Below are 26,724 nucleotides of genomic sequence, written 5' to 3' on the forward strand. Positions count from 1 at the left end.
CGCTTGTTAGCTCATTCAAAAAACTAGCTTTGCGAAACGTTAGTTTCGCGATTTATGACCATTTGACTGGTCGCTCATTGTTCAGTTTTCAAAGAACAAATACTTCGTGTTTGTGCGCCCATGTCTCAGCGGCGACTTGATTAATATATCACATTCGGTCATTCAATTGCAAGCACTTTTTTTAAATTTGTTTTTGCAACTCATGTACCTTCGAGTGACGCGAGAACTAATTTAACATATACGCGAGCCCCCGGTCAAGTGTTCTTTTACTTTTATCGTTTACTAATGTGATCCACTCACAACAATGTCATTTGCAGCCCCAAAATTAATGCTATGCCAGGGATTCCGAGCAGCACTGTCGTCCCGATCGTTATCGGGTTCAGCGGTACTTCCAGACCTGAGATCAACCCCGAATAATTCAGAACGTACAACGTCAATGCTGCCGCAATGAGATGCAAAGCAAATCGCCTCACCCACTGCAGCGGCAATCGATGCCTCAGCATAACAGTAATTAAGAGCAAGGAAGATACAATTAGACTAACCAGCCAAATGATTTTCATCCACTAAGTCCTCCTTTTAAAGCCGACCATTCTACCGGCAATCGTTTCGCTTTTCTGATTAGCATTTCGTAACGCTTCTCAGCCGCACCTATCGCAAATATGGCATAGTCGATTTGATCTTTGCCGAGTGCATTGTCGAAGTACCGGTATGCATTATCCCACTCTTGCTTTGCTGTCTTAATCTCTGCATAAAGTTCCACCTGCTCATCCTGCTCACTCTTCTTTAACTTCAGTGCTGCAGCCTGTTTCTTCGTACGCAGCCATTTGGCCCACATCGCAATCACTCCTCGCTCATTCCTGTTTCCCTTATAGCTCGCAATTTGCACGGCATATAGTTGAAATGTATGAAAGAGAAAGAGAATTAGAACAAGCTTCCTATCCCGCGTTCAATCGCAGTCCAAAGAAAAGCCCCGTGAGAGCAATCTCTCACGGGGCTTTTCTTACAACACGATTATCCTAATTCCCTGCGGCCTTCAAGCGCCTTGGACAAAGTAACCTCATCGGCATATTCCAAATCGCCCCCCACGGGGAGCCCATGCGCAATACGGGTGACTTTGATGCCAAACGGTTTGACTAGCCGCGATAAGTACATCGCTGTCGCTTCGCCTTCTATATTGGGATTCGTTGCGAGAATCATCTCTTGCACACGTTCGTCGCTTAATCGTCTCAATAATTCAGCAATGCGAATCTCGTCAGGGCCAATCCCCTCCATCGGCGATATCGCTCCTTGGAGGACATGATATTGTCCCTGAAACTCCTTCGTACGCTCCATTGCAACCAGATCCCGCGATTCCTGAACGACACAGATAACAGAGTTATCTCTGCTCTTGTCCTGGCAAATTCGGCAAGGATCGGTATCGGTAATGTTGCAGCATACGGAGCAGTAATGCAGGTTGCGCTTGACGCTGACCAGCGCCTTCGCGAAATCTATGACATCGTCTTCCTTCATTTTCAACACATGAAAAGCCAGTCTGGCCGCCGTTTTCGGACCGATGCCCGGCAATCGGCTGAAGGCATCGATAAGTTTGGCTATCGGTTCGGGATAATACAAGGCGCAGCTCCTCTACTCGTTTGGAACGTTAGAATAGGCCCGGGATCTTCATGCCGCCCGTAAATTTGCCCATATCTTTGTTTGCCAGCTCATCTGCTTTAGTCAGTGCATCGTTAACCGCTGTCAGGACAAGGTCTTGCAGCATTTCGATATCGTCTGGATCTACAGCTTCCGGCTTGATGACGATGCTTTGCACGTTCTTATGTCCGTTTATTTGTACAGTAACGACACCGCCGCCTGCAGAACCTTCGATCAGCTTCGTTCCAAGCTCCTCTTGTGCTTTAAGCATTTGCTCCTGCATTTTCTTAACTTGCTTCATCATCTGGTTCATGTTGTTCATCGTGAAAGTCACTCCTCAATTATAGTTAGATTCGTATACCCATTTGCTTGGGATGACATCAGTTGTCTTCAATAACGACAAGGTCTTCGCCAAACAGCTTAACTGCTTCTTCCACCCATTCCGGTTCGGCCGGTGCCGCACCTGCTTCATCTTGTTGAAGCATTAGCAGCTCGCCTGCAGGCGCAGGCCCGTTCTCGGCTGCCGTCTGCCATTCTTTCAGCATGACGGTAGCCAGACGGATCGGGCGATTAAACGCCTCATGCAGAGCCCGTTCGATAACCTCGCGATTGGCAGGCTTCTCTGTCGTTTCCCGGTGGATGGAGTTCTTGAATGCAACAAGGATTGTATTATCAGCGGCCGAGACGGGATCTCCATTCACAAACCAAGCATGTGTCGAAATATTATTCCCTTTCACACGCTGCAAAATGTCGCTCCATCTCATGCGCACCTGCCCTGTCGCTTGGCTCTCCGCCGCAGCAAGGAATGGATCCAGCTTGACGCGGGCTATCGAGCTTGTGCCCCCGCCGGCTGCACCGCCCTTGCCGAAGTTCGAAGCACCTCGCGCGCCGCGCTGCGCCGCTCCGGCCTGATCGCCGCTGGCCGCAGCGCCACCCTCAGGACGCACGCCGCTGGCCACGAGCTGTTCAATCTTGCGCTCCAGTGCATCAATACGCTGCTGCAGGCGCTGCACTTCTCCGGAAGGAGCACCGCCAGCAGCAGCATCAGAGACAACAGACGCAGTAACCTGCGCACTACCTGCCTCCTGCATCGTGCAGATTTTCATCAGGGCGATCTCGAATATCGTTTGCGGCAGCGCAGCATGCTTAATCTCAAGCTGATAGCCGTTAAGCACGTCTATCATGCGAAACAGCAGCTCAGCGCTGAACGCTTCGGCAACCTCACGGTATTTGGCCTGATCGACGATTCGCTCTGTTGCGGCTTTCCCTTGCGGAGCAAGCTTCAACACGAGCAGGTCCCTGAAATAGTATATTAAGTTCTCCAGACACTTATCTGCACTCTTGCCGGCTTGCATTAGCCCTTCCACCAAAGGCATTACCGCCCCGGCATCTCGTGCTCTGATTGCATCTGCTAATTGCTCGAACTGTTCCGCAGCTAGTCCACCGGTAACATCGACGGCAGCATTCAGCGTAATTCGTTCACCGCTGTAAGCCGACACCTGCTCGAGCAAGCTGATCGCATCCCGCATCCCGCCGTCCGACAGTCTCGCAATATAAGCGATTGCATCGTCTTCGGCTTCAATGCCTTCTTCGGTACAAATTTGGCGGAGACGTTCTGTCTGCTCCGGCAAAGAGACTTGACGGAAATCGAACCGCTGACAGCGTGAAATAATCGTAGCCGGCAGCTTATGCGGTTCCGTCGTCGCCAAGATGAAGATGACATGAGCCGGCGGCTCCTCGAGTGTCTTCAGCAGGGCGTTGAACGCTTCGGTCGTCAGCATGTGCACTTCATCGATAATATACACTTTGAAGCGTACTTCAGAAGGGGCATAGCGAACCTTGTCTCGAATATCCCTTATTTCGTCTATACCGCGGTTGGACGCCGCATCGATCTCCACAACATCCATAATCGTTCCGGCCGTTATGCCCCGGCACGCGTCACAGACGTTGCAAGGCTCGGTCGTCGGTCCTCGTTCACAGTTGATGGCTTTGGCCAAAACTTTAGCCGCGGTTGTTTTCCCCGTTCCTCTTGGACCGTTAAATAAATAGGCATGGGATACACGATCTTCGCGTATCGCATTCTGTAAAGTTTGAATGATATGCTGCTGGCCGACCATGTCCTGGAACGTCTGCGGACGCCAGGCACGATATAAGGCGATATGTGACATACGTTCCGTTCCTTTCGGCTGCTTTCGTTCGCGGGGCTGAAATGCCAGCCCCTTCTATTATACACGATGCCGCCAGCCAAAAAAACCGTTCTCCTGCACGTTTCTTCCTTCCCCTTAGCAGAAGGCACTCAAAGTGAGGTTTAGCAAGGAAGCACAACCTGCAGAAGTGCTCCTGTCTGTCTGTCCGCTGCTGTGACACTTCCGCCAAAGTCATGCAAAATTCGCTGGCAAACCGAAAGCCCAAGCCCAGTTCCGTTCTGTTTCGTCGTAACGAAGGGATCGAATATTTTATCAATCAGAGCAGCCGGTATGCCCGGACCTGTATCTTCAATTTCAATAAGCAGGTGCGATTTCCTGCCTTCCCGCACAACAGTGCCTCTTACCGTGAGCGTACCCCCTGCCTCCATCGCTTCAATGCCGTTCTTGCATAAGTTCAGAAACACCTGCTTGAGCATTTCTGCATCCGCCAGCACCCTCGGCAGTTCCAGCTCCTCATCCCAGATTACGTTTACATTATGAAGGAGCGCCTCACTTGCTACAACAGGCATAATATCGCGCAGCACGGATCCCACTTGCACAGAGCTTGTCATCACTTCCTTCGGTTTACTCAGCAGAAGAAACTCGCCGACAAGATGATTGATCCGATCCAGTTCTCCTAACATGATGTCCGTGTACTCCTTTTCTTTGTTCATTTCGCGTTCGATCATCGTTTTGCGGAACATTTGCAGAAACCCTCGAATCGCCGTCAGCGGATTTCGGATCTCGTGCGCAGCCCCCGCCGCAATTTGGCCAATCATGGCGAGTCGATCACTTCGCTGCACCTGCGTCTCGAGCGACCGCAAATTGGTGACATCCTTGAATATGATATAAGCACCTTCTCGGCCTTCTCCACAACTGCGAAGCAAGCCAACATCCATGAGCAGATCGCTTCGCTTGTCGTCGTGAATCCAGGTGATCGGATAGTTCCGAACCGGTTCCCCACTCTCCAGCGCCTGACAAATAAGTGCATATTCCTTCTCCGCGCTTGCGAAAAATGACGACAGCTGTTCATTAACGAGAGCTGACTTCGCAACGCCAAGCAATTGACAAGCAAGAGGACTGATATCGAAAATTTGCAGTGTCTCCGGGTGAAGCAGGATCACGCCGATATGCTCATCCTGCAGCATGGTTTCCCCAAAACGTTCAATGAGGCTAGTGCCTTGCCCGGCTTCTTGATTATATATGAAGAGCAGACAACGAATTCCCTGCTCTGTTTGTGCAATTATAGGTGCGGCCGTGGCATGCATGACAGTGCCGCCGGCTTTGCGTATATGTATCGAAATGGAATCTCGAGAAGGAAGAAGCAGATGCTTCACGATTGCTTCTATAGAATGTTCAGGTTCAGAACGAAAGAGCTTGCTCTCCGCAATGCCGCGGAAAGCAGAATGAAGCAAGTCCGACTCCGTATAGCCCGTTTCTTTCAAAAACTGTGTATTAACATGGACCATTCTGGCGGACTCATCCAACACAACAATCATTGTACCAGCGAACTGCGCACAATAATTATCAAGCGCCTGCAGACTCAAGTGAACAATAGAAGCAGATGGTATATCGTACATGCGTTATCCCCTTTACGTAGATCCAATCCGTCTCTATTCCTTTCGTCCACAAAAGTTGATAATCCTGCCAGAACATAAAAAAACATCCATATTGACTCGTTAAGAGTCAACCATGGATGTCGTTTGTTGTTGTTAGGACCGTGCACCTAACTTCGATTAATGTGACATGGACGGCACTTCCACTCCCAGCTCTGGTCAAGCACTCCTCCGGCACATGAGCTAACCTGCTTATGGCTGCTTCCTTCCGGACCTGACCCGTTCACAAGCGCCCATTGCGGAGGACCCAACCGTCAACACTGTTCATGAACACCAGCCCCACATCAGCATAACCTCAGAAAAGGGATTCAACCTCGCTACAGCGGATTGCGAGCTACAGGGCACCGCTACCTCCCCGTCTAGCACGGCAAAAATAAGTATAGCTTGTTCTATCTCAAAGTGCAACCGCCTATTGGATGGAAGTTGTCACTGGGTTGTCATTGGAGTCAACCTGCCGCTACCCCGCCATTCGGACATGCACCTTATAGCGAGGGAAATTATCCCGCAATACGGCAAGTGATTTTACCCGCAGTTTCTCTTTATCTACACCAGGTTTAGCCTTGATGTTCACGTACATTTCAGGTCCTTGGAACATAATGTTGGTTCTTTCAATGCCACTGACCTTCTTCAGCTGCTGCTGCGCAAAATCCCCGTCACTATCATAATTCAAGAATTGACCATTGCGGTTCGGCAGATGTGGGTTGCTGTTGGAAAGCCCCATGTAGCCGTCATGACCATACGAGTTCGAATTATAATTGTTGGTCGCGTCTTTATTGTGTCCGCATGCGGATATCGAAATCGCAGTCATGAGTGTTAGCGCGCTAAGCAGAACATGCTTCTTTCGCATAAAAAAACCTCCCTTTAACCAATAGGATGGCTGAGGGAGGTTCTTGTATTCTGCTAATTTCCGGAAATCCCGGCCAACAAGGCTTAGATACCGTATTTCTTTTTGAATTTGTCGACGCGACCGCCAGCATCCAGGAACTTCTGCTTACCCGTGAAGAATGGGTGACAATTGGAGCAAATCTCTACGCGCAGGTTCTGTTTGATCGAACCAGACTCGAAGCTATTGCCGCAAGCGCAAGTTACCGTTGTGATGTGGTATGTCGGATGAATACCTTGTTTCATCTCGTTCACCTCTTTCTGCCCTGAATCAACATGTGGATCCAGAGTGTGTTACAAACATAAGAAGAGTATAGCATGGCCGTCTTCTGAAAAGCAATGCTTTTGTGGGCCGCCCACAGCTTACCAAGCGAGCACTATTAGGACTGCTTTACCGGCGCCGGAGGCACGTGGGTATAGGAGCCAATCACAACATCGGGCAGTTCATCCGCAAAGATTTCCAGCATCTGCTTCATGCCGTAGATCTCCCCTTGCGGTTTCGGAATAAGCTCCAGGTAGCTTTCCGGATCGATATTCAAATTTCGCATTTGGATGAGCTTCAAGCCTGTGCGTTTGACGAAACCGAGCATCGCTTCGATCTCTTCCTCACGATCCGTAACACCAGGGAAAATAAGATAGTTGATGGATGTGTACACACCTTTATCCGTTGCGTAGCGAAGTGATTTCTCGACATTCGCCAGGTTATAGCCGCGAGGCTTGTAATATGCGTTATAGTGATCATCGAGCGCACTGATGGTACTGACGCGCATCAGATTAAGACCCGCATCAACGATGCCGCGGATGTGATCCGTCAGACCCGCATTGGTATTGATATTAATATAGCCCATCGAGGTCCGTTTGCGGACTTCGCGCATAGCGTCGATAATAATTCTGGCTTGCGTCGACGGCTCGCCTTCGCAGCCTTGTCCGAAGCTGATGATGGACTCCGGAGCAATGAGATGCTCCATCATCACGTCAACGATTTCTTCTACCGTCGGCTTAAAGTTCATGCGTGTTTGCGGTGCTACGAAGCCGCTATCGTCGGGTTGCTCCGAGATACAGCCATAGCAGCCGGCATTGCAGGAGAAGGAAACAGGAACTGCACCTTCCCAGCGCTGCAAGAAAGTATTGGATGCCGTTAGGCACTCATAGCCAAGCGCGCAATTCGACAGATGCTTGTAGAGCCGGTTCTCCGGATATTTGGCAAGCAGTCGCTCGACACCGACATTCAGTTCATTCGTGTCGCAGTTGAGCGGATTCCAGCGTTCCGGATCGTCGGATTTCTGCGCAGTCACATAGAAGCCGTCTTCCTTCCAAACGACAGCAGAATAACCAAAGAGCGGCAGCTTCTGTGTTTTGTCACTTTTCATATAACCCGGGATGCATAAACGAGTATAGCCCTGTGGCAAAAGTGCTCCAACCGCCTGCACATTGCCCGGCAGCGGACGCATCTCACCGGACGCATTATGAATGCCGATCGGCCGCGTATGCGGCAGTCCGACCATCGTTGCACCCTCAGGAAGAGGAATCAGCTCATCCTCCATCAGCTCAACAATCATATCGCCGCTGCGGCCAAGACCCGTCCAATCGGGATGATCGAACAAATTACCGTGTTCGTCTGCGTAAACGAGATTCATGGTGTACCTCCTAAAAGTTTTGCCGCACGCTTAATGAAATACTGCGTGAGCAAAACGACTTCCAATCTATGTTACAGGTGTCGTGCGTGTTGACGGTCTTCTCGATGCGCTTGTGGCACTGCTGCTCGAGCCTGAGCTCGGTCTGCTGCCACTTGAACTTGTGCTGGGTCTGTTTCTCGGCGCAGGTGGCGGCGTAACAGCAGAAGTGTCCAGTGAGGCCAGGAACTCCTCGTTATCCTTCGTATCCGCTAGCTTCTTCAAGAAGCCATCTACAAACTCCATGGAATCGTTCATGTTCTTACGAATCGCCCATACTTTATCCAGCTGCTCTTTGGTCAAGAGCATCTCTTCGCGGCGCGTTCCCGAGCGGCGAATATCCAGTGCAGGGAAAATACGGCGTTCTGCAAGCTTACGATCCAGATGAAGCTCCATATTGCCCGTACCTTTAAATTCTTCATAAATAATATCATCCATACGCGAGCCCGTTTCGATAAGCGCAGTTGCCAGAATCGTCAAGCTGCCGCCTTCCTCCACATTACGCGCAGAACCGAAAAACCGCTTCGGACGGTGGAATGCCGCCGGATCAATACCACCGCTAAGCGTACGTCCTGATGCAGGTACAACCAAGTTGTATGCACGAGCAAGACGCGTGATGCTATCCAGCAAAATTACGACATCTTTCTTATGCTCCACAAGTCGCAAAGCACGCTCCAGCACCAATTCCGCTACTTTAATATGATTTTCCGGCAATTCATCGAACGTCGAAGCGACAACCTCGCCTTTCACAGAACGAGACATATCCGTTACTTCCTCCGGGCGCTCATCAATGAGCAGTACAAATAATTCGATTTCCGGATTATTGGTGGAAATGCTATTGGCAATTTCTTTAAGCAGCAATGTTTTCCCCGCTTTAGGCGGCGCTACGATAAGTCCGCGCTGGCCAAGGCCAACAGGCGCAAGTAAATCCATAATCCGTGTAGATAATTTAGGCTGGGCGGTTTCGAGAACTAATTTCTTTTCGGGATAGAGAGGAGTAAGGGCTGGAAAATGAAGGCGTTCTGCAGCATGTTCGGGGCTTTCTCCATTAACGGCATTTACTTGAAGTAATCCAAAAAAGCGTTCGTTTTCTTTGGGAGCTCGGCATTTGCCTGAAACTAAATCTCCTGTACGGAGGTCAAACTTGCGGATTTGCGAGGCTGAGATGTAGATGTCCTCTGGACTTGGTAAGTAGTTAATCGGTCGTAGAAATCCGAAACCTTCCGGTAAAATCTCAAGTACTCCCTGCATAAACATAAGTCCGCTCTGCTCCGCTTGCGCGCGCAGTATTGCAAAAATCAATTCTCTCTTCTTCAGCTGGCCATAGCCCTGAATTTGATGCTGTTTGGCCAGTTTATAAAGCTCCGTGAGCTTCATCACTTCAAGATCCGCGATCTGAAGTTCAGACATAATATCACCACTTTTATCAAGGTTCAAGGTGAAACGGCTATCGCTGTCGTAATGGCGGCGCAGCGCATTTCACTCCGTGCAAATATTTCCAAGCCTCATCCATCATTGCCGGAATCAGCCTACTCTATTCCATCGGCTGATTCCTATAGCAGAATAGCATCCTGCTATTCTCCCATTCCGGCTACTCGCGCCAAACGTCTGCGCCGAGCATCCGCAAATTCTCGACTAAATTGTCATAACCACGGTCAATATATTCCACGCCCGTTATCTCCGTAACGCCTTCGCTCACAGTTAATGCCGCCACCACAAGCGCCGCGCCTGCACGCAAATCAGCTGCACGCACTTTCGCCGCATTCAGCGCACCGCCTTCGACAATAGCCGAACGGCCTTCCACCCGAATGTTAGCGCCCATTCGCGTTAATTCCGGGACATGCTTGAAGCGATTGCTATAAACATAGTCACTTAAGATGCTTACTCCCGAAGTCTGTGTCAACAGGCTGGTCATAGGGGATTGCAAATCCGTGGCGAAGCCGGGGTACACAAGGGCTTTCACATCGATTGCTTCATACTTCGGTTGTCCTACAATACGAATGGACTCGTCCATTTCATACACATGAACACCCATTTCTTGCAGCTTTGCCGTTACTGCTTCCATATGCTTCGGAATGACATTATCAATTAATACGTCACCGCGCGTTGCCGCGGCGGCAATCATGTAAGTGCCTGCTTGAATTCGGTCAGGTATGATGGAGTGTCTGCAGCCATGCAGCCGTTCAACACCTTCGATACGAATCGTTTCTGTTCCGGCACCTTTGATCTTGGCACCCATCGCGCTTAGAAGCGTAGCTACATCTATGATTTCAGGCTCTTTTGCCGCGTTTTCGATAATGGTAGAGCCCTTGGCCCGGGAGGCCGCAAGCATAATATTGATCGTCGCCCCGACACTTACAACATCGAGGTAAATCTTCGCGCCGCGCAGTTCCTTCGCCACAATCCGTACGGAGCCGTGGTCGTTGGTTACTTGTGCACCAAGCGCTTCAAAGCCTTTAATATGCTGATCGATTGGGCGAGGCTCGAAATTACAGCCGCCCGGCAAACCGATTGTCGCTTCGCCAAATCGGCCAAGCAGCGCACCCATCAAGTAATACGATGCACGAAGCAGCTTTACTTTCCCGTTGGGCATCGGAATGGATTGCATGGCGGAAGGATCAATGACGATAGAGTCCCCGCTCCAATGTACATGTCCACCAAGCTCTTCTAAGATTTCACTGTATACGGCGACATCGCTAAGGTGAGGCAAATTATCAAGCGTGACCGTTGATTCCGCCAATATTGCCGCAGGTAGTAAGGCAACTGCACTATTCTTCGCGCCGCTGATTTGCACGGTGCCGCGCAGCGGACGTCCGCCGCGGATCATTAATTTATCCATCAGTTCTTATTATCCTCCCATCCGGAAGAGAGCAACAAAACGAGCAGCCGCTATCCAGTACATAACATAAACCCTATATGCCACAAAGCAAGCGCTCCTTCTATCAAGAGATTTCTTGACGGACGGGAGCGCCTGCTTCTGATTCGCGCTAAACGCGGCTGTTCGATTCTATAGCTTTCGGAAGTTAAGCCTGGTTGCTGCTGCCGAACAACCGGATTTTCTCTTGAACGACTGCTTTCATTGCGGAACGAGCTGGTACCAAGTATTTACGCGGATCGTACACCGATGCACTTGCGCCAAGCACTTCGCGGATCGCGTTTGTGCAAGCCACTTGGTTCTCTGTATTTACGTTGATTTTGCCTACGCCTGCAGCGATGGACAAACGAATCGCTTCGTCTGGTACGCCGGAACCGCCGTGCAATACAACAGGTACCGGAATAGCATCCGATACTTTTTGAATGATATCATAATGGATTTTTGGGTCGCCTTTGTACATACCATGAGCAGTACCTACAGCGATAGCCAAGCAGTCAACGCCTGTTTCTTCGTAGAAACGGATTGCTTCAGCCGGCTTAGCAAGCGATGCATCTTCTTCGTCAACGCTGATATCATCCTCAACGCCGCCGATTGTGCCAAGCTCACCCTCAACGGATACGCCCATAGCGCGAGCCGCTTTAACCACTTGTTTAGTCAATTCGATATTTTCTTCTAGTCCGTAGTGGGAACCGTCAAACATAACGGAAGAGAATCCTGCTCGGATACATTTCATCGCAACTTCAAAGCTGCTGCCGTGATCCAGGTGAAGTGCGATTGGCAAACCGGATTTCTTCGCTGCTGCTTCAGCAATAGCAACTGTGTACTCAATACCCATATATTTAAGGGCGCCTTCAGATACACCAAAAATAAATGGCGAGTTTTCTTCCATTGCGGCTTCTGTGATCGCTTGCGCGAACTCCAGGTTGTTCATGTTGAACTGGCCGACCGCGAATTTGTTTGCTTTTGCCTTTGGCAGGAATTCATTCATCGAAACGAGTGGCATGGTTCTCTACTCCTCCTAGTGTTTTATGAAGCTTACCGCTTCATAAATTTGTCTTTGATATGCGACGCTTCGCAAAACCGCCTCAGCACGAGTGCCGACAACCGGCATTGAAGACATGCGCTTATATAACGAAAACACGCTTCAAATATCGCACCAAATGATTATAACACAATCATGAATCGTTTGGTACAAGTCTTGGAAATCGATGCTTCGTACAGTCTGTAACGCGGACAAAAAAAAGCAGCAGGACCCTTGTGCTTAGGATCCTACTGCATACCAGCCGCCAGCTTCTTCGCTGCGCAGTTGTAAGTTAACCGCCATTCGCATCTCATCAATATCGAACGGCTTAGTGAAATGCATAAGCGCGCCGTGATCAGTCGCTTCTTTAATCATGTCAAGCTCGCCATAAGCGGTCATCATGATGACTTTGATGTCTTTATTGATCGCTTTGACATGCTTTAATATTTCCAATCCGTCCATACCCGGAATTTTCATATCAAGCAATACGAGATCCGGTGCTTCGTTTCTCACAATTTCCAGTGCCAACTTGCCGTTAGGCGCTTGGAACGTTGTGTAGCCCTCGCTGCTGAACACTTCCATCAGCAAAATACGAATACCATTCTGATCATCGACAATTAAGACTTTCTTGTTTTCCAACTTGAAACCCTCCTATGAATGTACGACAACCATCGTCACGATTGGATTTGAATTCCATATTCGTTAATGATTTCGAGCCATGGCACTCATATTCCTGCTTTTGCTGGAAAAAAACTTCAAAACGATTAATTCTCTGCTTTCTCCAGCGCCGCTCTTACGAAACCACGGAACAATGGCTGCGGTCTGTTCGGACGGGAAGTAAACTCAGGATGGAATTGAACGGCCAGGAACCAAGGGTGTCCCGGAAGCTCAACCATCTCAACAAGACGGCCATCCGGGGATGTACCCGTAATGCGCAGACCTGCGGATTCGATCGTTTCACGGTATTCATTGTTGAACTCATAACGGTGGCGGTGACGCTCGTATACAAGCTCATCATCATACTCACGCGCGGACAAGGAGCCGGGTGTCAGTTTACAAGGGTATAGTCCAAGGCGCATCGTGCCGCCCATATCTTCAATGTCCTTCTGCTCCGGAAGCAGGTCAATAACCGGATATTGCGTAAGCGGGTTAATTTCGGAGCTGTTCGCATCCTTTAATCCCGATACATTTCGTGCATATTCAATGACTGCTACTTGCATGCCCAAGCAAATACCGAAGAACGGTACTGCATTCTCACGCGCATAACGAATCGCAATGATTTTGCCTTCGATACCGCGATCGCCGAAGCCGCCCGGTACCAATACGCCGTGCACACCGTGCAATTTATCTGCAACGTTCTGATCGGTCAATTCTTCTGCATTCACCCAGCGCAACTTCACATCCGCATCCGCGTCGAAGCCTGCATGGCTTAGCGATTCTACAATACTCAAGTATGCATCATGAAGCGCAACGTACTTACCGACAATCGCGATTTCAGTTGTACGGCTAAGCTGCTTCACACGGCGAACGAGTGCTTCCCATTCCGTCATATCAGGAGGCGTGGTTGTCAGCTTCAAGTGATTAACAACGATATCATCGAGTCCTTGCTCTCGTAGATTCAGCGGCACTTCGTAGAGTGTCGATGCATCGCGGCATTCCACGACGGCATTCGCATCAATATCGCAGAACAACGCGATTTTGCGTTTCAAATCGTCTGCCAGCTCATGCTCCGTACGACAAACGATCACATTCGGCTGAATGCCGATGCTTCTCAGTTCCTTCACGCTATGCTGTGTCGGTTTGGTCTTTACTTCGCCGGCTGCTTTAATGAACGGAATCAGCGTAACGTGAATGTACATCACGTTATCCCGACCGATATCGCTCTTAATTTGACGAATCGCTTCCAAGAACGGAAGGCTCTCGATATCGCCTACGGTACCGCCGATCTCCGTAATAACGACGTCCGCGCCTGTTTCTTTGCCTGCACGGAATACGCGATCCTTGATCTCGTTCGTGATGTGGGGAATAACTTGAACCGTTCCGCCCAAATACTCACCGCGACGTTCTTTCGAAATAACGGTGGAGTAGATTTTGCCCGTCGTCACGTTGCTGTTCTTCGACAGATTGATGTCAATGAATCGCTCATAGTGACCCAAATCCAAATCCGTCTCGGCACCATCGTCCGTTACGAAAACTTCACCGTGCTGGTATGGACTCATCGTTCCCGGGTCCACGTTGATGTACGGGTCGAACTTCTGGATCGTCACTTTCAGACCGCGATTCTTGAGCAAACGTCCGAGAGATGCGGCCGTGATCCCTTTGCCCAGCGATGATACAACACCGCCTGTTACGAAAATGTACTTAGTCACTGATGATACCCTCCACGCCTGTATGTTAAGTATAGGTTCTCCAATTTCCGAAGAAAAATGGTCGATAAAAAAGAAAAAAGTGACACCCGTATAAACGGGGCACTTTCTGTTTTTGGCTTATTGCCTGCATGTCCGAACTTGAAGCCCATGCAATAGTTTACTCTGCGCAGATACCCCATGTCAAGAGACTCAGGGGTCCCGCAGATTCGAATCTATTTGTCTTCTTCTTCTTCCTCGTCGAAGTCATCCTCAGCATCTTCTTCGTCAGCCGCTCCATCTGCGCCTTCTCCGTCTTCAATGCCGTCTTCTTCAATTTCTTCGTCGTCGATGACAACTTCTTCGTCTACTTCCGCTTCTTCTTCAGCTTCGTCGAAGAGCTCTTGATCCTCATCATAAGAATCGAAGTCATCTTCTTCTGCAGCGTAAGTTTCCTCTTCCTCATCCGGATAGAGATCGTCGTCGTCCTCTTCATCATTGATGATACGGGAACGCTTCGCATTACCGACCGGATCCTCGTTCTTCTCAACCGGATACCAGCGTTTCAATCCCCACATATTGCTGCCGACGCACGCGAAACGTCCGTCGATATTAATTTCTGTATATACTTGCGCAATCACTTGGTTGATTTGATCTTGGGAAAAGCCCCGAACTTTGGCAATCTCCATCATTAGGTCGCGATAGTAAAACGGCGTATTAGCCGCTTTCAGCAATTCAAATGCCAAATCAACCATCGGCATTTCCTTGATGCGCTCAGAATCGATTTTCAAGACAATCTCGCTGCTCATTTCGGACACTTCCTCTCATGTCAAACTGCTTGAACGCTAGAAAACCGACTTCGCTGTCCTAGCAGGAGAAATCGTTTGTGCGTTAGCAATCCATTATCAAATTATAGTAAAACCTATTTCTTTGGAAAAAGCAAGCGCCCCCGCCTATGAGAGCAAAAAGAAAAAGCGAAGGAGGCGCCTTCGCTTTGACTGTATCCTTCCGGATGAGGCGTTGCCGCTGTTTCCGGTTATAAGAGCCCGTTAATGACTCTTGGTCTATACTATGTGCCCGTACGGCGAATGACACGGTTTGCAGCCTAATTATGTGAAAAAAGGCAAGTTGCTCATACAGCTTGTTGCGCTCGTTCATACAATACTGCAGCATGATTCGCCATGGAGGGGAAGCCAACTTGGACAGATCCGCAGTTCTCCGCCTGCTGCACAGCGCATTAACTCATACCACGTCAGCCGCCAAGCGACGAATCGTCCGCTTCCGGCAAAAGAGCGACTATGAGCGCTTCCTTCAAGAATGGTCGAATATCGACAAAACCGCGGCGAATGCGGCCGATGCCATCCGTCATTTGCCATTCATCCAAGGCTTCTCTTTGCGCGTGCCGAATGACCTGCTTCGCTCTCATACCCATGACGGAATTTGGATCGAGAATGACCCGCTCCTAACGGTGCATTCCTCCTCCATATATAAACCGGTGATCCGTGAGAAAGGTATCCCTTGGGGCGTCCAGGAAATTAAAGCGCCGCTTGCTTGGAGTACAACCACCGGGCACCGCGTGAAGGTCGGCGTCATTGATACCGGCGTTGATTTCAGCCATCCGGATTTGAAGCAATCGCTGGGCCGGGGCATCAACCTGCTTAATCGCGGGTCGCTTCCGCATGATGACAACGGACACGGCACCCATATTGCCGGCACCATCGCAGCGGCTAATCAAGTGCATGGCATGATCGGCGTAGCTCCGCGTGCGACAGTCTATCCCGTGAAAGCGTTCGATCAGAATGGAAGCGCCTTTGTCTCTGATATCGTACTCGGTATCGATTGGTGCGTGCGCAACAATATGGACATCGTGAATATGAGCTTCGGCATGAAAACACGGAGCAAGTCGCTGCTGACCGCCGTAACCAACGCTTACAATGCAGGTGTCATTATCGTCGCTTCATCCGGAAACGATGGTAAACGGAAGTCGATCGACTATCCGGCACGTTACCCGCAAACCATTGCCGTCGGTGCAACGAACCGGCTGCGAAGGATCGCCCCGTTCAGCAACCGCGGATTGTATATCGACGTGTACGCTCCGGGCGACAAGATTCTCTCCTCTTGGCTGCGAGGCAAATACAACGAGATGAGCGGCACCTCCATGGCCACCTCGCATGTGAGCGGCGCCATCGCTTTGCTGCTTGCTCATCGGCCAGGAATGTCGCCAAGCGACATTAAGGCTGTCGTCAAACGATCCATGCTGCCTTTAAGGGGCACAAAAGCTCCCCGGATAACCGGAGAGCTCGATGTAATGCGAATGCTTCAGGCCGGGGACCGATAAGGTTCGCGGCCTTGATTGTTGAATAGGCTACATGCGCTCCGGCGCGGAAACGCCGACAAGACGCAGTACGTTCGCAATAGCTGTACGAGTCGCACCAAGCAGGGCGAAGCGCGCTTGCGTTTGAGCCGCGTCTTCGGTAATGACGCGATCTGCACGGTAATAGCTGTGGAACAGCGACGCCAGTTCATAGACGTAGCGAATCAGGCGATGCGGTGCGTATTGCGAAGCGGCATCCGCGATTTCCTGCGGCAGCTCGCCGATTTTGCGTAGAAGATCGAATTCATGTTCCGTGGTCAGCTGGCTCAGATCCACTTCCGCAAGCGGCAGGATCGCAATGCCTTGCTCTTCGGCCTGACGGAAAATGCTGCAGATCCGCGCATGTGCGTACTGCACATAGAATACCGGATTCTCATTGGAAGTCGAGATCGCGAGATCCATATCAAAATCAAGATGGGAGTCCATCGAACGCATCGTGAAGAAGTAACGAATGGCGTCGATGCCGACTTCTTCGCGCAGATCCTCCATCGTAACGGCTTTGCCTGTCCGCTTGGACATTTTGACCTTCTCGCCATTCTGGAACAAGCTCACCATCTGTGCGATCAGAACGACCAGCTTCTGCGGATCGTTGCCCAGTGCTTCCATTGCCGCTTTCACACGCGGAATGTAGCCGTGGTGGTCGGCGCCCCAAATGTTGATCATTTTGTCGAAGCCCCGGCCGAATTTGTCGCGGTGGTAGGCGATGTCCGGCGTCAAATACGTGTACGATCCGTCATTCTTCACAAGCACGCGATTCTTGTCGTCTCCGTAAGCCATCGTGTTCAGCCACGTAGCGCCGCCTTCTTCGAATACTTGACCGCGCTCGCGGAGCGCTGCCAGCGCCTGCTCGACTTGGCCGGACTTGTAGAGTGACGTCTCGCTGAACCATTCGTCGAATTCCACGCGGAAGTCGCCGAGGTCGCGTTTGATCTTATTCAGCTCACGCTCCAAGCCGTAGTCACGGAAGAAGGTGAAACGCTCTTCGTCGGACAGCGACAGCAGACGGTCTCCTTCGGAATCGGCGAGTTCCTTCGCGAAGCCCTTGATGTCTTCGCCGTGGTAACCGTCTTCCGGCATTGCCGCATCTTGGCCAAGCGCCTGCTTGTAACGTGCCTCAATAGAAAGTGCCAGATTAGCTACCTGGTTGCCCGCATCGTTAATGTAGTACTCTCTCGTAACCTTGTACCCTGCAAAATCAAGCACATTACATAGTGCGTCGCCAACCGCCGCACCACGAGCATGACCCAAATGCAGGCTGCCTGTCGGATTGGCACTGACGAACTCTACTTGCACCTTTTCTCCTGCCCCAGTATCTATGCGTCCGTAGTCGGCACCTTGCTCAAGCACTTGACCGACAACCGGATACAAGTAGCTGCGGTCCATCCGGAAGTTAATGAAGCCGGGACCGGCGATTTCGGCGCCTTGAATAGAAGCCTTCTTCATATCCAGGTTCGCAATGATCGCTTCAGCGATTTGACGCGGGTTCTTCTTCGCCAGCTTCGTCAGCTGCATCGCCGCATTGGTGGCGAGATCGCCATGCGCCTTATCCTTCGGTACTTCCAGCACAAATACCGGAAGCTCTTCCCGGGCTGCTAGCCCTGCTGTTACGACCGCATCCGCGATCGCTTGTTTCACCTGCTCATGCAGCTGTACTATCACATTCGTTGTCATGTAAGTCTTCAATCCCCCTGGTTCGCTTATCAAACATTCAATTCATCAATCTTTCAATCATTCATTCGAAAAAAATCAATCTAGGTCAACGGCTTCTGCTCCTGCTCTTGCGCTTGCAGCCGAAGCTGGAACTCGCCTGTCGGTTCATCATTAACAAGCAGTGTATAATGCCATTCGAGCAGCATCGGCAGATCCGGCTTTAACTCGCCGTCGCTCGGTCCGGGCTTAGTCAAATCGCCAAACTGAACCCAGAGCAGCTTCGTCTCCGTCTCCAAATGAAAGGCGGCATGCGCCGATTCATAATGACCGGTACGCTTGGTGCCTGCGACAAATGTCTGCAGCGACTCCACATCGCCGCGGCGCGTGACACTAAGCTCGCCGTCGCGATAGCGAATAATCGTCCGCACGACGCTGTCGCCTTCACCATCGCTCGTTTCCTCGTATCGGACAAATACAGAGGAGCCTTTGCGAAACCACTCACCGCTAAACGTATTCTGTTCCACTTCCCCATCGATGTCGCTTCTCAGTGATATCGTTACATTCGCTCTGTCTGTCATGATCACGGTCTCCCGTCGCCTGAAATGCTTATGTCCTCACTATATACAGGAGCACCTCTAATTTCAATGCCTGCGCCTATGGACAAGCGCTTCTAGATCTGTTCCGGCGTCCGTAACCCGAGCAGGGCCAGCCCTGAACGCAGTACGCCTGCAACCGCCGCAGTCAGCAGCAGCTTCGCTTCGGTTTCCGCTGGGTCATCTGTCAGAATGCGTTCCTGGTGATAGAAACGATTGAAGCGTTTGGCCGCATCGAGCAGGAAACGTGCCACAACCGCCGGTTCATTCTGGCGAAGCGCGCCGGCAATCGCTTCGGGATAGGCGGCCAGCAGCTTCATGCACTCCCATGCCGCCGACCCCGAGAGATAGCTGGCCAGCTCACTGCCGGTAACTGCCCCGGATAAGCTGCGCGATTCGGTTTCCGCCAGCGTCAGCTTCCCTTTGGCCAGCAGCTTGAATGCTCTTGCCGCGGTGTACTGCACATACGGACCGGTTTCCCCTTCGAAGCGAAGCGCTTCATCCAGCGAGAAATCCACCTCCAGCATCCGATGGTGAAGCAAGTCACCGAACACAATCGCACCAATACCCACTGCCTCAGCGGTATCCTGTGCATCCGCCAGATCCGGATTTTTCTCTGCAATAATCGCCGCAGCCTTGGATACCGCCTCGTCCAGCACCTCATCCAGGAAGATAACCTGACCTCTGCGCGTGGACATCTTACGGCCTTCGAATTTCATCAGCCCAAATGCCAGATGGCGGCACTGGTCTGCCACTTCTTCACCCATACGCTTCAAGACGGCGAACACTTGTTGAAAATGCAGCTTCTGCTCCGCGCCTACCACATACAGCAGCAAATCCCCGCCCATCTCCTTCTTCCGATAGAGCGCCGTAGCGAGATCGCGCGTAGGGTAGATGGTCGTGCCGTCCGACTTCAGGATGAGGCATGGCGGCAAGCCTTCCTCTTCCAAACGGACCACCTGCGCACCGTCGCTTTCTTCAAGGAGCTCTAGCTCTTGCAAGCGAGAGACGACAGCAGCCATCTTGTCGTTATAGAAGCTCTCACCCAGCGTATAGTCGAACTGCACACCAAGACGACTGTACACACGGTCAAATTCCTCCATGCTGAACGATACAAAATAACGCCACAATCGGTGCGCTTCCTCATCGTCGTTCTCCAGCTTCCAGAACCAGTGGCGCGCCTTTTCTTCCAAAGTCGGGTCCTTCTCCGCTTCCTCATGGAACTTGACGTACAAACGCAAGCTCTCACGAATCGGCTCTTCCTTAAGCTTCGCTTCGTCGCCCCAGCGCATATACGCTTCCATCAGCTTGCCGAATTGCGTGCCCCAGTCGCCGATATGATTGACGGTGATAACCTCATAGCCACAGCTGCGGTACATCTGAGCGAGCGCATTGCCGATCATCGTAGAACGCAGGTGACCGACGCCGAAAGGTTTGGCAATATTCGGAGAGGACATATCCATGATGACGCGCTGACCTGCCCCGATCTGCGATTGCCCGAAGTCGGCAAGCAGCAGCGGCGCAAGGAGCCTCGGTGCCCACTCTTCCCGTACGAGGAAGAGATTCAAGTAAGGGCCCTTGGCTTCGGCGCGAAAAGTCGGTGACACGCCCGTGCCGGCACCGGCACCGCCGATCCGCTCCGCGAGCTGTGTAGCTATTGCCGCCGGCGCGCGCTTCAGTTCACGCGATAGGGCAAAGCAAGGGAATGCGACATCACCAAGCTCCGGATTTGGCGGGAGCTCCAGCAGCGATACGATGTCTTCGTAAGTCAGCGTCGGTACATACGGCTGCAGCTGTGCAGCGGTCCACTGCAATAACAGGTTCATCATGATCATCCTCCCCGAATGTGGTCACAACCCTCTTGAGACAAATAAAACCCCCGTCTCTAATAAAGAGACGGAGGTTGATTTCCGCGGTACCACTCTTCTGGTTTTCATTATGGCTGCACGAACAACGAACTGCAAACAGCGGCGGCCATGCCGAAAACCTCTCAAGCACGATAACGGGGTGACCGGATTCATCTACTTACAGAGACAGAGGCGTATGCACTTCAATCGAGCCGCCGCACTGCATGATTCAATGAATCTACTCCCGGGTCCGCTTCCCTTACGCCGCTGCGCCGGCTTTCACCAAGGATGATTCGCTCATCCAGCCCGGCTCGCTGCTAGCACCGATCTGCAAGGTACTGTCCCGTTCATCGTATGTAGCTGTTATAACTGACTGTATTTCCCCTATTATATGCAACCTCGCCAAAAAAGCAAGCCTCTTTATGAGGTTTGCCTAGGTCTGCTCGAGCGGAATTAAATAAGGCAGCACTATCCGCCAAGCTTCGATCCGATCTGCAGTCGAGCGCATCGCAGCCGTTGGTATCGGACTGGTCGACGGCAGCTTGAGCAGCGTGATCCTGCTGAGTTCGGGCAAGCTCCGGAAATACTTTAAGAACGTGTCATGCGACTTGGCCCCGTTACACACAATGCAGCTAATCTCCGGATATTCCGCAAGCAAGCCCGGAATGTCATTGGGCTGTTCCTCGCGAATGTTCACGTCGAGGCTGCCCTCTCGCTGGCAAGAGGCAATTACATCCCAGAGCGCAATTCCACGAGCCTTGGCAAAAGCGAGCCGTTCCTCGTATTCTTCAGCCGGCGTTTGGCCGAACAAGCCATACACCACCGGCCATAGATGATTGCGCGGATGAGCGTAATATTGATGCTTCGCAAGCGAAGCCGTTCCAGGCATGCTGCCAAGGACAAGCACCCGCGCACGAGCGCCGATCTCCGGCGGAAATGAATGTACTCTCATGAAGCAGTCCCTCCCCCTCTTCTCCATAGGAAAACAGAAAGAGACGTATTAATCAAGCCCCATCTAGAGCTGGGGCGATGCCGGCGGCGTGCCGGTCAGCCGTTCTATTTTGCGACATATATCATGCTGCCACTCCGTATCGCCTGTCATCGAAGCCAGCAGCGAGAGATTGTACAAATTCGCAACTTGTCGGCAAATCATCGCGTTCACCGCCAAGCAATGCTCAAAATCCGCCAGCTCTTCCGCCGAGAGTTGCCTCTTGCTACGTACCGTCCACAGCTCCGCGAGCCGCTCGTGAATTGGCAATAAGCTCATAACTTGCTCGCCCCCTCAATTGTTAGACTACTACTATTCATTATGACCAAAAAATGAAGCCCTAAGCGGTGGGCATACGGTAGTACTCTAACCAGAGCTGCTTTATTGTTATTTTATAGCTGATTCCGGCACTCTGAAACTTGACCGCCGAAAAAGAAGAAGCCTGATTTGGGAGGTGATTACGGGCGGATTATGGGGATTTAGCGTGCGAATTCAGGAGCGATTATAGGGGTGATTCAAGGAATGGATAAAGGAATGGATTGAGGGAGCAATAAAGCTTGCCGAGAAAATCTAACGAATCGTAGTAGCCTTATTCGGCCGATATTCGCGATTTCTATAATCTAACGAACCGTAGGGGTCTTATTCTGGGATAATCGGCTCCAATATACTCAAAACCTTCAAATAAGGCCTGTACGGTTCGTTAGAATTTTCTCAAGGCTTTTTTCGGGCAAATAAGGCCTGTACGGTTCGTTAGAATTTTCTCGATGCTCTATTCGACAAATAGCACCTGTACGGTCGTTAGCGTATTCGCGATCCACAACCCGCATGCAGCCCATGCTAGGAGCCCCTCATTTTCTAACCAACAAAAAAGGACGGGAGCATCGCCCCCATCCTTCGCTATTATTTAATAAAGCCAAGCAGCATTTCGCGGATGACTTTCGCCGCGACGATTTGTGTTTGTTCTGTCGGGTCGTAGGCCGGTGCTACCTCAACAAGGTCACAGCCGACAATGTTAACGCCGGAACGAGCGATCGCGTGAACCGCATCGATCAATTCCTTCGACGTGATGCCGCCGGCTTCCGCCGTACCTGTTCCCGGTGCTGCCGATGGATCCAGCACGTCGATGTCGATCGTCAGATAGACAGGACGGCCTTCAAGCTCAGGCAGTACTTTCTTCAGTGGCTCAAGCACTTCGAACGGGTGGAAATTGATGTTCTCGCGCGCAAATTGCCACTCTTCGCGGGAGCCGGAACGGATACCGAATTGGTAGACGTTCTTGCCGCCGATTAGGCCGGCTGCTTTGCGAAGCGGTGTGGAGTGCGAAAGCGGTTCGCCTTCGTACGACTCGCGCAGATCCGCATGGGCATCAAAGTGAATGATTGCCATGTCCGGGTACTTCTTGTATACCTCTTGGAAAATCGGCCACGAAACGAGATGCTCGCCGCCAAGTCCTACAGGCATTTTGCCGTCATCCAACACGCCGCGAACGAATTCACCGATCACCTCAAGCGAGCGAGCCGCGTTGCCGAAAGGCAGCAGCAAATCGCCTGCGTCGAAATATTCGATATCTTCTAAACTGCGATCCAGGTACGGGCTGTACTCTTCCAGACCGATCGACACTTCGCGAATACGCGGAGGGCCGAAACGGGAGCCTGGGCGGAACGATACGGTAAAGTCCATCGGCATACCGTAAATAACGGCTTTGGACGTGTTATAGTCATCCGAGCTAAGGATAAACACGTTGCCGGAATATTTTTGATCGAGTTTCATAGGTTGTGTAGGTCTCCTCTTACTTCACCAGGTCTTCCACAAATTTCGGCAGAACGAAAGCCGCTTTGTGCAGACGTGGGGAGTAATATTTAGTGTCGATCTCCGGGATGCTGGACTCGTCCACTTCAAGCGGATCGTATTTCTTGCTGCCCATTGTGAATGTCCACAGGCCGCTCGGGTACGTTGGCACGTTAGCCCAGTATACGCGGACGATCGGGAACACTTCTTTCACATCGCGGTTTACGTTCGAGATCAGCTCCGGTGTAAACCAAGGATTGTCCGTTTGTGCTACGAAAATACCGTCTTCCTTCAGTGCATCGTAGATGCCTTGGTAGAAGCCGCGTGTAAACAGGTTTACCGCAGGGCCAACCGGCTCCGTGGAGTCAACCATAACCACATCGTACTCGTTCTTGTGATCGTGGATGTGCATGAAGCCGTCGTTAACGATCACTTCTACACGAGGGTCGTCCAGACCGCAAGCGATTTGTGGAAGGTACTTCTTGGAGTATTCGATTACTTTGCCATCGATGTCAACCAGAACAGCCTTCTCTACGCTCGGGTGTTTCAGGATTTCGCGGATTACGCCGCCGTCGCCGCCGCCAACAACAAGCACTTTGCGCGGATTCGGATGCGTGTATAGAACCGGGTGAGCAACCATTTCGTGATAAACCCACTCGTCTTTATCTGTTGTCATAACCATGCCGTCCAGAACAAGCATCGTACCGAACTCTTCCGTCTCGATCATATCGAGCTGTTGGAATTCCGTTTGCTCGCTGACATACGTTTCTTTTACTTTCATCGTAATCCCATAAGTCGGGGTCTGTTTCTCCGTGTACCACAATTCCATTGTTAAGTCCCTACTTTCGTTTATGTAGTGGTGCTATTGATCATATGGTCCAATGTTTCAATCTGTATTATAAGTTAACGGGGGGAAAAAGCAACCTTTTGCCAGCGTCGCACAAAAATTTCATATTACGCAAACCCTCTTTCTGAATAGGGTGTCCCATTGTTTTCCATACTAGTTGGATAAAGCGGACTTTCTTTCGGTTAGGAGACTTGCACATGAAAAGATGGATGAAACATGTATACAGGCAGGGCGGCGTTATGAAGCGTCGACTGCCTGTTTCTATTCAATTGGAAAAATGGATGCCGCTGCTGAAGCATGTGAAACGGTGGCTCATTTATTCGGGAGCGGCGCTGCTGCTGCTGTTTATATGCGCCTTCGGCTTCCTCTATTATTTGCGGGAACAAGCACTTCCCGCTTCGGCGATCAGCCAAACTTCGCAAATGCTCGACGCGCAGGGCCATATCATCGACACGTTTCATGCCGGTGAGAACCGCGAGTCGGTGCCGCTGAAGCAAATTTCGCCCTATCTCGTCGAGGCGACGCTCGCTATTGAAGATCAGCGATTCTACGATCATCTCGGCTTTGATATGAAAGGGATGGCCCGTGCAGCGCTGGTTAACGTAGAGAATATGTCACGCAAGCAAGGGGCCAGCACGCTGACTCAGCAGCTCGCCCGCAACCTGTATTTGACGCATGAGCGGACCTGGTCGCGCAAGCTGAAGGAAGCCATGTACACGATTCAGCTGGAGATGCATTACTCGAAGGATGAGATTTTGGCGCTGTATTTGAACCAAATCTATTACGGTCACGGTGCCTATGGCGCAGAAGCCGCAGCGGAGCTGTATTACGGGAAACACGCGTCGGAGCTTACTTTAGCCGAAAGCGCGATGCTTGCGGGTATTCCGAAAGGCCCTAAATACTACTCTCCCTATATGGATATGAAGAACGCGAAGGATAGGCAGCGCACCATCCTCCAAACGATGGTGGATCAAGGGATTCTGCTGCAGCCTGATGCTGAAGCGGCAGGCGCCGAGCTGCTTCGGTTCGTGCCGCTCGGAGCGAGCAAGCAAGCCGGAACTGCGCCATACTTCCGCGATTATGTACGGTATATGGCGGTCGATAAGCTTGGCATCGACGAGCGGACGATGAGCGAAGGCGGCATTCGCATCTATACGACGCTGGATCCCGATGCGCAGCGTGCGGCGGAAGAGGCTGTCGCTTCCGGAATACCGGCGGATTCCGAGCAGCAGGCTGCGCTCGTCTCCGTCGATCCGCGTACCGGCTACATCAAGGCGATGGTCGGCGGCCGCGATTATAGGACCAATCAGTATAATCGGGTTTTTGCCAAGACGCGGCAGCCGGGGTCGGCTTTTAAACCGATCCTATATCTGACTGCCTTGCAAGAAGGTGTGTTGACGCCTGTTTCGCAGTATAAAAGCACACCTACAATCTTCACCTATGATGAAGGCCGTAAGACGTATTCGCCGAGCAACTACAACAGCAAATACGTCGGCGATTTCATTAATATGCGTCAGGCCATCGCAAGCTCCGACAACATCTATGCGGTCAATTCCATCATGACCGTCGGACCGGAGAAGGTCATCGCCATGGCTCGGAAGCTTGGCATCGAGAGCCCGATGAAGCCGGTTCCATCCTTAGCGCTCGGCACATTCCCTGTAAGTCCCTTCGAGATGGCGTCAGCCTTCAGCGCGTTCGCTAACGGCGGTGTACGCATGGAGCCAACGGCAATCCTGCGCATTGAGGATGCCAAAGGCGAGGTGCTGTATGAAGCGCAGCCCGCTTCCTCCACCGTAGTCGATGCCGCGCATGCTTATGTGCTCACCAGCCTGATGGAGAGCGTGTTCGAAACCGGCGGAACCGGCAACCGCGTATCGGCGATGATTAAGCGCCCTGTCGCCGGCAAAACCGGCACGACCGCGACGGACGCTTGGCTCGTCGGCTATACGCCGGAGCTGGCCACCGCGGTATGGGTCGGCTACGATAAAGGCCGCAAGCTGACGCCTGTAGAAGCGCGCCGTGCCGCGCCGATCTTCGCCTCCTATACGGAAGCTGCGCTGTCCGCCATTCCGCCGAAGATCTTCCCGCTGCCGGATGGCGTCGTATCCGTCTACATCGATCCGCAGAGCGGCAAACTCGCCGGGAAGTCTTGCCCGGACCGGCGGCTCGAATCATTCGTCAGCGGCACCGAGCCGGTAGAGGTGTGCGGCGTTCACGGCGAAGGCGATGCTGCGGGTTCGACGGACGACGGCGCGCAAGCCGAGCAGACGCGCCACTGGTGGAAGCACCTCAAGCGCTGGTGGTCGAATTAGCGCTTGGGGAGCGGATCGCGCCGCTTGGCCGCTGCGATGGGGCTTGCCGCGGGTTTGCGGGGGCCGCTACGGTGCAGCCCGGAGGCTAGCCGCGGGTT

Annotated in this window: 25 protein-coding genes, 1 other RNA gene and 1 other annotated feature; of the genes, 3 read left to right on the forward strand and 23 right to left on the reverse strand. The window is 51.7% G+C overall.

The features are described 5' to 3' along the window. Positions 1 to 296: 296 nt before the first annotated feature. The 16 genes from AC0YN4_RS25930 to rpoE form a co-directional block, all read right to left on the reverse strand. Positions 297 to 560: a pro-sigmaK processing inhibitor BofA family protein gene (locus tag AC0YN4_RS25930; protein ID WP_475783839.1), complete on the reverse strand. Its 264-nt coding sequence runs from the start codon at positions 558 to 560 to the stop codon at positions 297 to 299. Next, entirely contained in the window at positions 557 to 835 is a 279-nt protein-coding gene (locus AC0YN4_RS25935; protein ID WP_090985968.1) for a DUF2508 family protein, read from the reverse strand. The genes AC0YN4_RS25930 and AC0YN4_RS25935 overlap by 4 nt, the downstream gene beginning before the upstream one ends. Before the next feature lie 176 nt (positions 836 to 1,011). Next, a complete protein-coding gene (gene recR / locus AC0YN4_RS25940; RefSeq protein WP_091225095.1) occupies positions 1,012 to 1,611 on the reverse strand; it encodes a recombination mediator RecR in 600 nt (199 codons plus the stop codon). A gap of 28 nt (positions 1,612 to 1,639) precedes the next feature. Then, a complete protein-coding gene (locus AC0YN4_RS25945; RefSeq protein ID WP_475837157.1) occupies positions 1,640 to 1,951 on the reverse strand; it encodes a YbaB/EbfC family nucleoid-associated protein in 312 nt (103 codons plus the stop codon). Between the two features lie 58 nt (positions 1,952 to 2,009). Further along, a complete protein-coding gene (gene dnaX / locus AC0YN4_RS25950) occupies positions 2,010 to 3,797 on the reverse strand; it encodes a DNA polymerase III subunit gamma/tau (protein WP_475783838.1) in 1,788 nt (595 codons plus the stop codon). A 140-nt stretch (positions 3,798 to 3,937) separates the two neighbouring features. Further along, positions 3,938 to 5,395, reverse strand: coding sequence for an ATP-binding protein (locus AC0YN4_RS25955; protein ID WP_475837158.1), 1,458 nt, complete (start codon positions 5,393 to 5,395; stop codon positions 3,938 to 3,940). 138 nt (positions 5,396 to 5,533) lie between these two features. Beyond that, an RNA gene (gene ffs / locus AC0YN4_RS25960) (signal recognition particle sRNA large type) lies at positions 5,534 to 5,799 on the reverse strand. A gap of 89 nt (positions 5,800 to 5,888) precedes the next feature. Next, the gene (locus AC0YN4_RS25965) at positions 5,889 to 6,278 is read right to left on the reverse strand and encodes a hypothetical protein (protein ID WP_475783836.1); all 390 of its coding nucleotides are present in this window, start codon (positions 6,276 to 6,278) and stop codon (positions 5,889 to 5,891) included. A gap of 83 nt (positions 6,279 to 6,361) precedes the next feature. Then, positions 6,362 to 6,559 carry a 50S ribosomal protein L31 gene (gene rpmE, locus AC0YN4_RS25970; protein WP_090985975.1) on the reverse strand — a complete coding sequence of 66 codons (198 nt, stop codon included), beginning with the start codon at positions 6,557 to 6,559 and terminating at the stop codon, positions 6,362 to 6,364. A gap of 134 nt (positions 6,560 to 6,693) precedes the next feature. Further along, positions 6,694 to 7,950, reverse strand: coding sequence for a radical SAM family protein (locus AC0YN4_RS25975; RefSeq protein WP_475783835.1), 1,257 nt, complete (start codon positions 7,948 to 7,950; stop codon positions 6,694 to 6,696). 66 nt (positions 7,951 to 8,016) lie between these two features. Further along, complete coding sequence (rho, locus tag AC0YN4_RS25980) at positions 8,017 to 9,396, reverse strand: transcription termination factor Rho (RefSeq protein ID WP_475783834.1); 1,380 nt, start codon at positions 9,394 to 9,396, stop codon at positions 8,017 to 8,019. A gap of 181 nt (positions 9,397 to 9,577) precedes the next feature. Further along, on the reverse strand, positions 9,578 to 10,825 hold the full coding sequence (locus AC0YN4_RS25985; RefSeq protein ID WP_090985981.1) for a UDP-N-acetylglucosamine 1-carboxyvinyltransferase: 1,248 nt from the start codon (positions 10,823 to 10,825) through the stop codon (positions 9,578 to 9,580). A gap of 184 nt (positions 10,826 to 11,009) precedes the next feature. Continuing rightward, entirely contained in the window at positions 11,010 to 11,864 is an 855-nt protein-coding gene (gene fba, locus AC0YN4_RS25990; protein ID WP_475783833.1) for a class II fructose-1,6-bisphosphate aldolase, read from the reverse strand. Between the two features lie 258 nt (positions 11,865 to 12,122). After that, on the reverse strand, positions 12,123 to 12,521 hold the full coding sequence (locus tag AC0YN4_RS25995) for a response regulator (RefSeq protein ID WP_091225104.1): 399 nt from the start codon (positions 12,519 to 12,521) through the stop codon (positions 12,123 to 12,125). A 125-nt stretch (positions 12,522 to 12,646) separates the two neighbouring features. Next, positions 12,647 to 14,251 carry a CTP synthase gene (locus tag AC0YN4_RS26000; RefSeq protein WP_090985987.1) on the reverse strand — a complete coding sequence of 535 codons (1,605 nt, stop codon included), beginning with the start codon at positions 14,249 to 14,251 and terminating at the stop codon, positions 12,647 to 12,649. A gap of 212 nt (positions 14,252 to 14,463) precedes the next feature. Then, the gene (gene rpoE / locus AC0YN4_RS26005; protein ID WP_475837159.1) at positions 14,464 to 15,036 is read right to left on the reverse strand and encodes a DNA-directed RNA polymerase subunit delta; all 573 of its coding nucleotides are present in this window, start codon (positions 15,034 to 15,036) and stop codon (positions 14,464 to 14,466) included. A 389-nt stretch (positions 15,037 to 15,425) separates the two neighbouring features. Here rpoE and AC0YN4_RS26010 point away from each other — a divergent pair, with 389 nt between their 5' ends. Further along, a complete protein-coding gene (locus AC0YN4_RS26010; RefSeq protein WP_475783831.1) occupies positions 15,426 to 16,565 on the forward strand; it encodes a S8 family peptidase in 1,140 nt (379 codons plus the stop codon). A gap of 27 nt (positions 16,566 to 16,592) precedes the next feature. Here the strand turns inward: AC0YN4_RS26010 and argS (AC0YN4_RS26015) are convergent, their stop codons facing one another. The 7 genes from argS (AC0YN4_RS26015) to speE all read right to left on the reverse strand — a co-directional run bounded on the left by argS (AC0YN4_RS26015) (position 16,593) and on the right by speE (position 24,296). Beyond that, a complete protein-coding gene (gene argS / locus AC0YN4_RS26015) occupies positions 16,593 to 18,272 on the reverse strand; it encodes an arginine--tRNA ligase (protein WP_475783830.1) in 1,680 nt (559 codons plus the stop codon). Between the two features lie 80 nt (positions 18,273 to 18,352). After that, entirely contained in the window at positions 18,353 to 18,829 is a 477-nt protein-coding gene (locus tag AC0YN4_RS26020) for a YwiB family protein (protein ID WP_475837160.1), read from the reverse strand. Positions 18,830 to 18,921: 92 nt separating this feature from the next. Beyond that, positions 18,922 to 20,673 carry an arginine--tRNA ligase gene (argS, locus tag AC0YN4_RS26025; protein WP_475837161.1) on the reverse strand — a complete coding sequence of 584 codons (1,752 nt, stop codon included), beginning with the start codon at positions 20,671 to 20,673 and terminating at the stop codon, positions 18,922 to 18,924. A gap of 60 nt (positions 20,674 to 20,733) precedes the next feature. After that, positions 20,734 to 21,051: a binding site (T-box leader), on the reverse strand. A gap of 73 nt (positions 21,052 to 21,124) precedes the next feature. Continuing rightward, positions 21,125 to 21,643 carry a DNA-deoxyinosine glycosylase gene (locus AC0YN4_RS26030; protein ID WP_475783827.1) on the reverse strand — a complete coding sequence of 173 codons (519 nt, stop codon included), beginning with the start codon at positions 21,641 to 21,643 and terminating at the stop codon, positions 21,125 to 21,127. Positions 21,644 to 21,706: 63 nt separating this feature from the next. Beyond that, on the reverse strand, positions 21,707 to 21,958 hold the full coding sequence (locus tag AC0YN4_RS26035) for a DUF7667 family protein (protein ID WP_090985995.1): 252 nt from the start codon (positions 21,956 to 21,958) through the stop codon (positions 21,707 to 21,709). Positions 21,959 to 22,579: 621 nt separating this feature from the next. Then, positions 22,580 to 23,449, reverse strand: a complete 870-nt coding sequence (gene speB / locus AC0YN4_RS26040; protein ID WP_475783826.1) for an agmatinase — start codon at positions 23,447 to 23,449, stop codon at positions 22,580 to 22,582. 19 nt (positions 23,450 to 23,468) lie between these two features. Further along, positions 23,469 to 24,296, reverse strand: coding sequence for a polyamine aminopropyltransferase (gene speE, locus AC0YN4_RS26045; protein WP_475783825.1), 828 nt, complete (start codon positions 24,294 to 24,296; stop codon positions 23,469 to 23,471). A gap of 299 nt (positions 24,297 to 24,595) precedes the next feature. On the opposite strand from speE, the gene AC0YN4_RS26050 reads away from it, so the two are divergent. Together AC0YN4_RS26050 and AC0YN4_RS26055 are read left to right on the forward strand one after the other, a co-directional pair. Further along, positions 24,596 to 26,626 (forward strand): transglycosylase domain-containing protein, encoded by a 2,031-nt coding sequence (locus AC0YN4_RS26050; RefSeq protein WP_475837282.1) that lies wholly within the window; start codon positions 24,596 to 24,598, stop codon positions 26,624 to 26,626. Next, complete coding sequence (locus AC0YN4_RS26055) at positions 26,593 to 26,715, forward strand: hypothetical protein (protein ID WP_475837162.1); 123 nt, start codon at positions 26,593 to 26,595, stop codon at positions 26,713 to 26,715. Before AC0YN4_RS26050 ends, AC0YN4_RS26055 begins: the two co-directional genes overlap by 34 nt. The last annotated feature ends 9 nt before the right edge of the window (positions 26,716 to 26,724 follow it).

The sequence above is a fragment of the Paenibacillus sp. J22R3 genome (assembly GCF_056269305.1).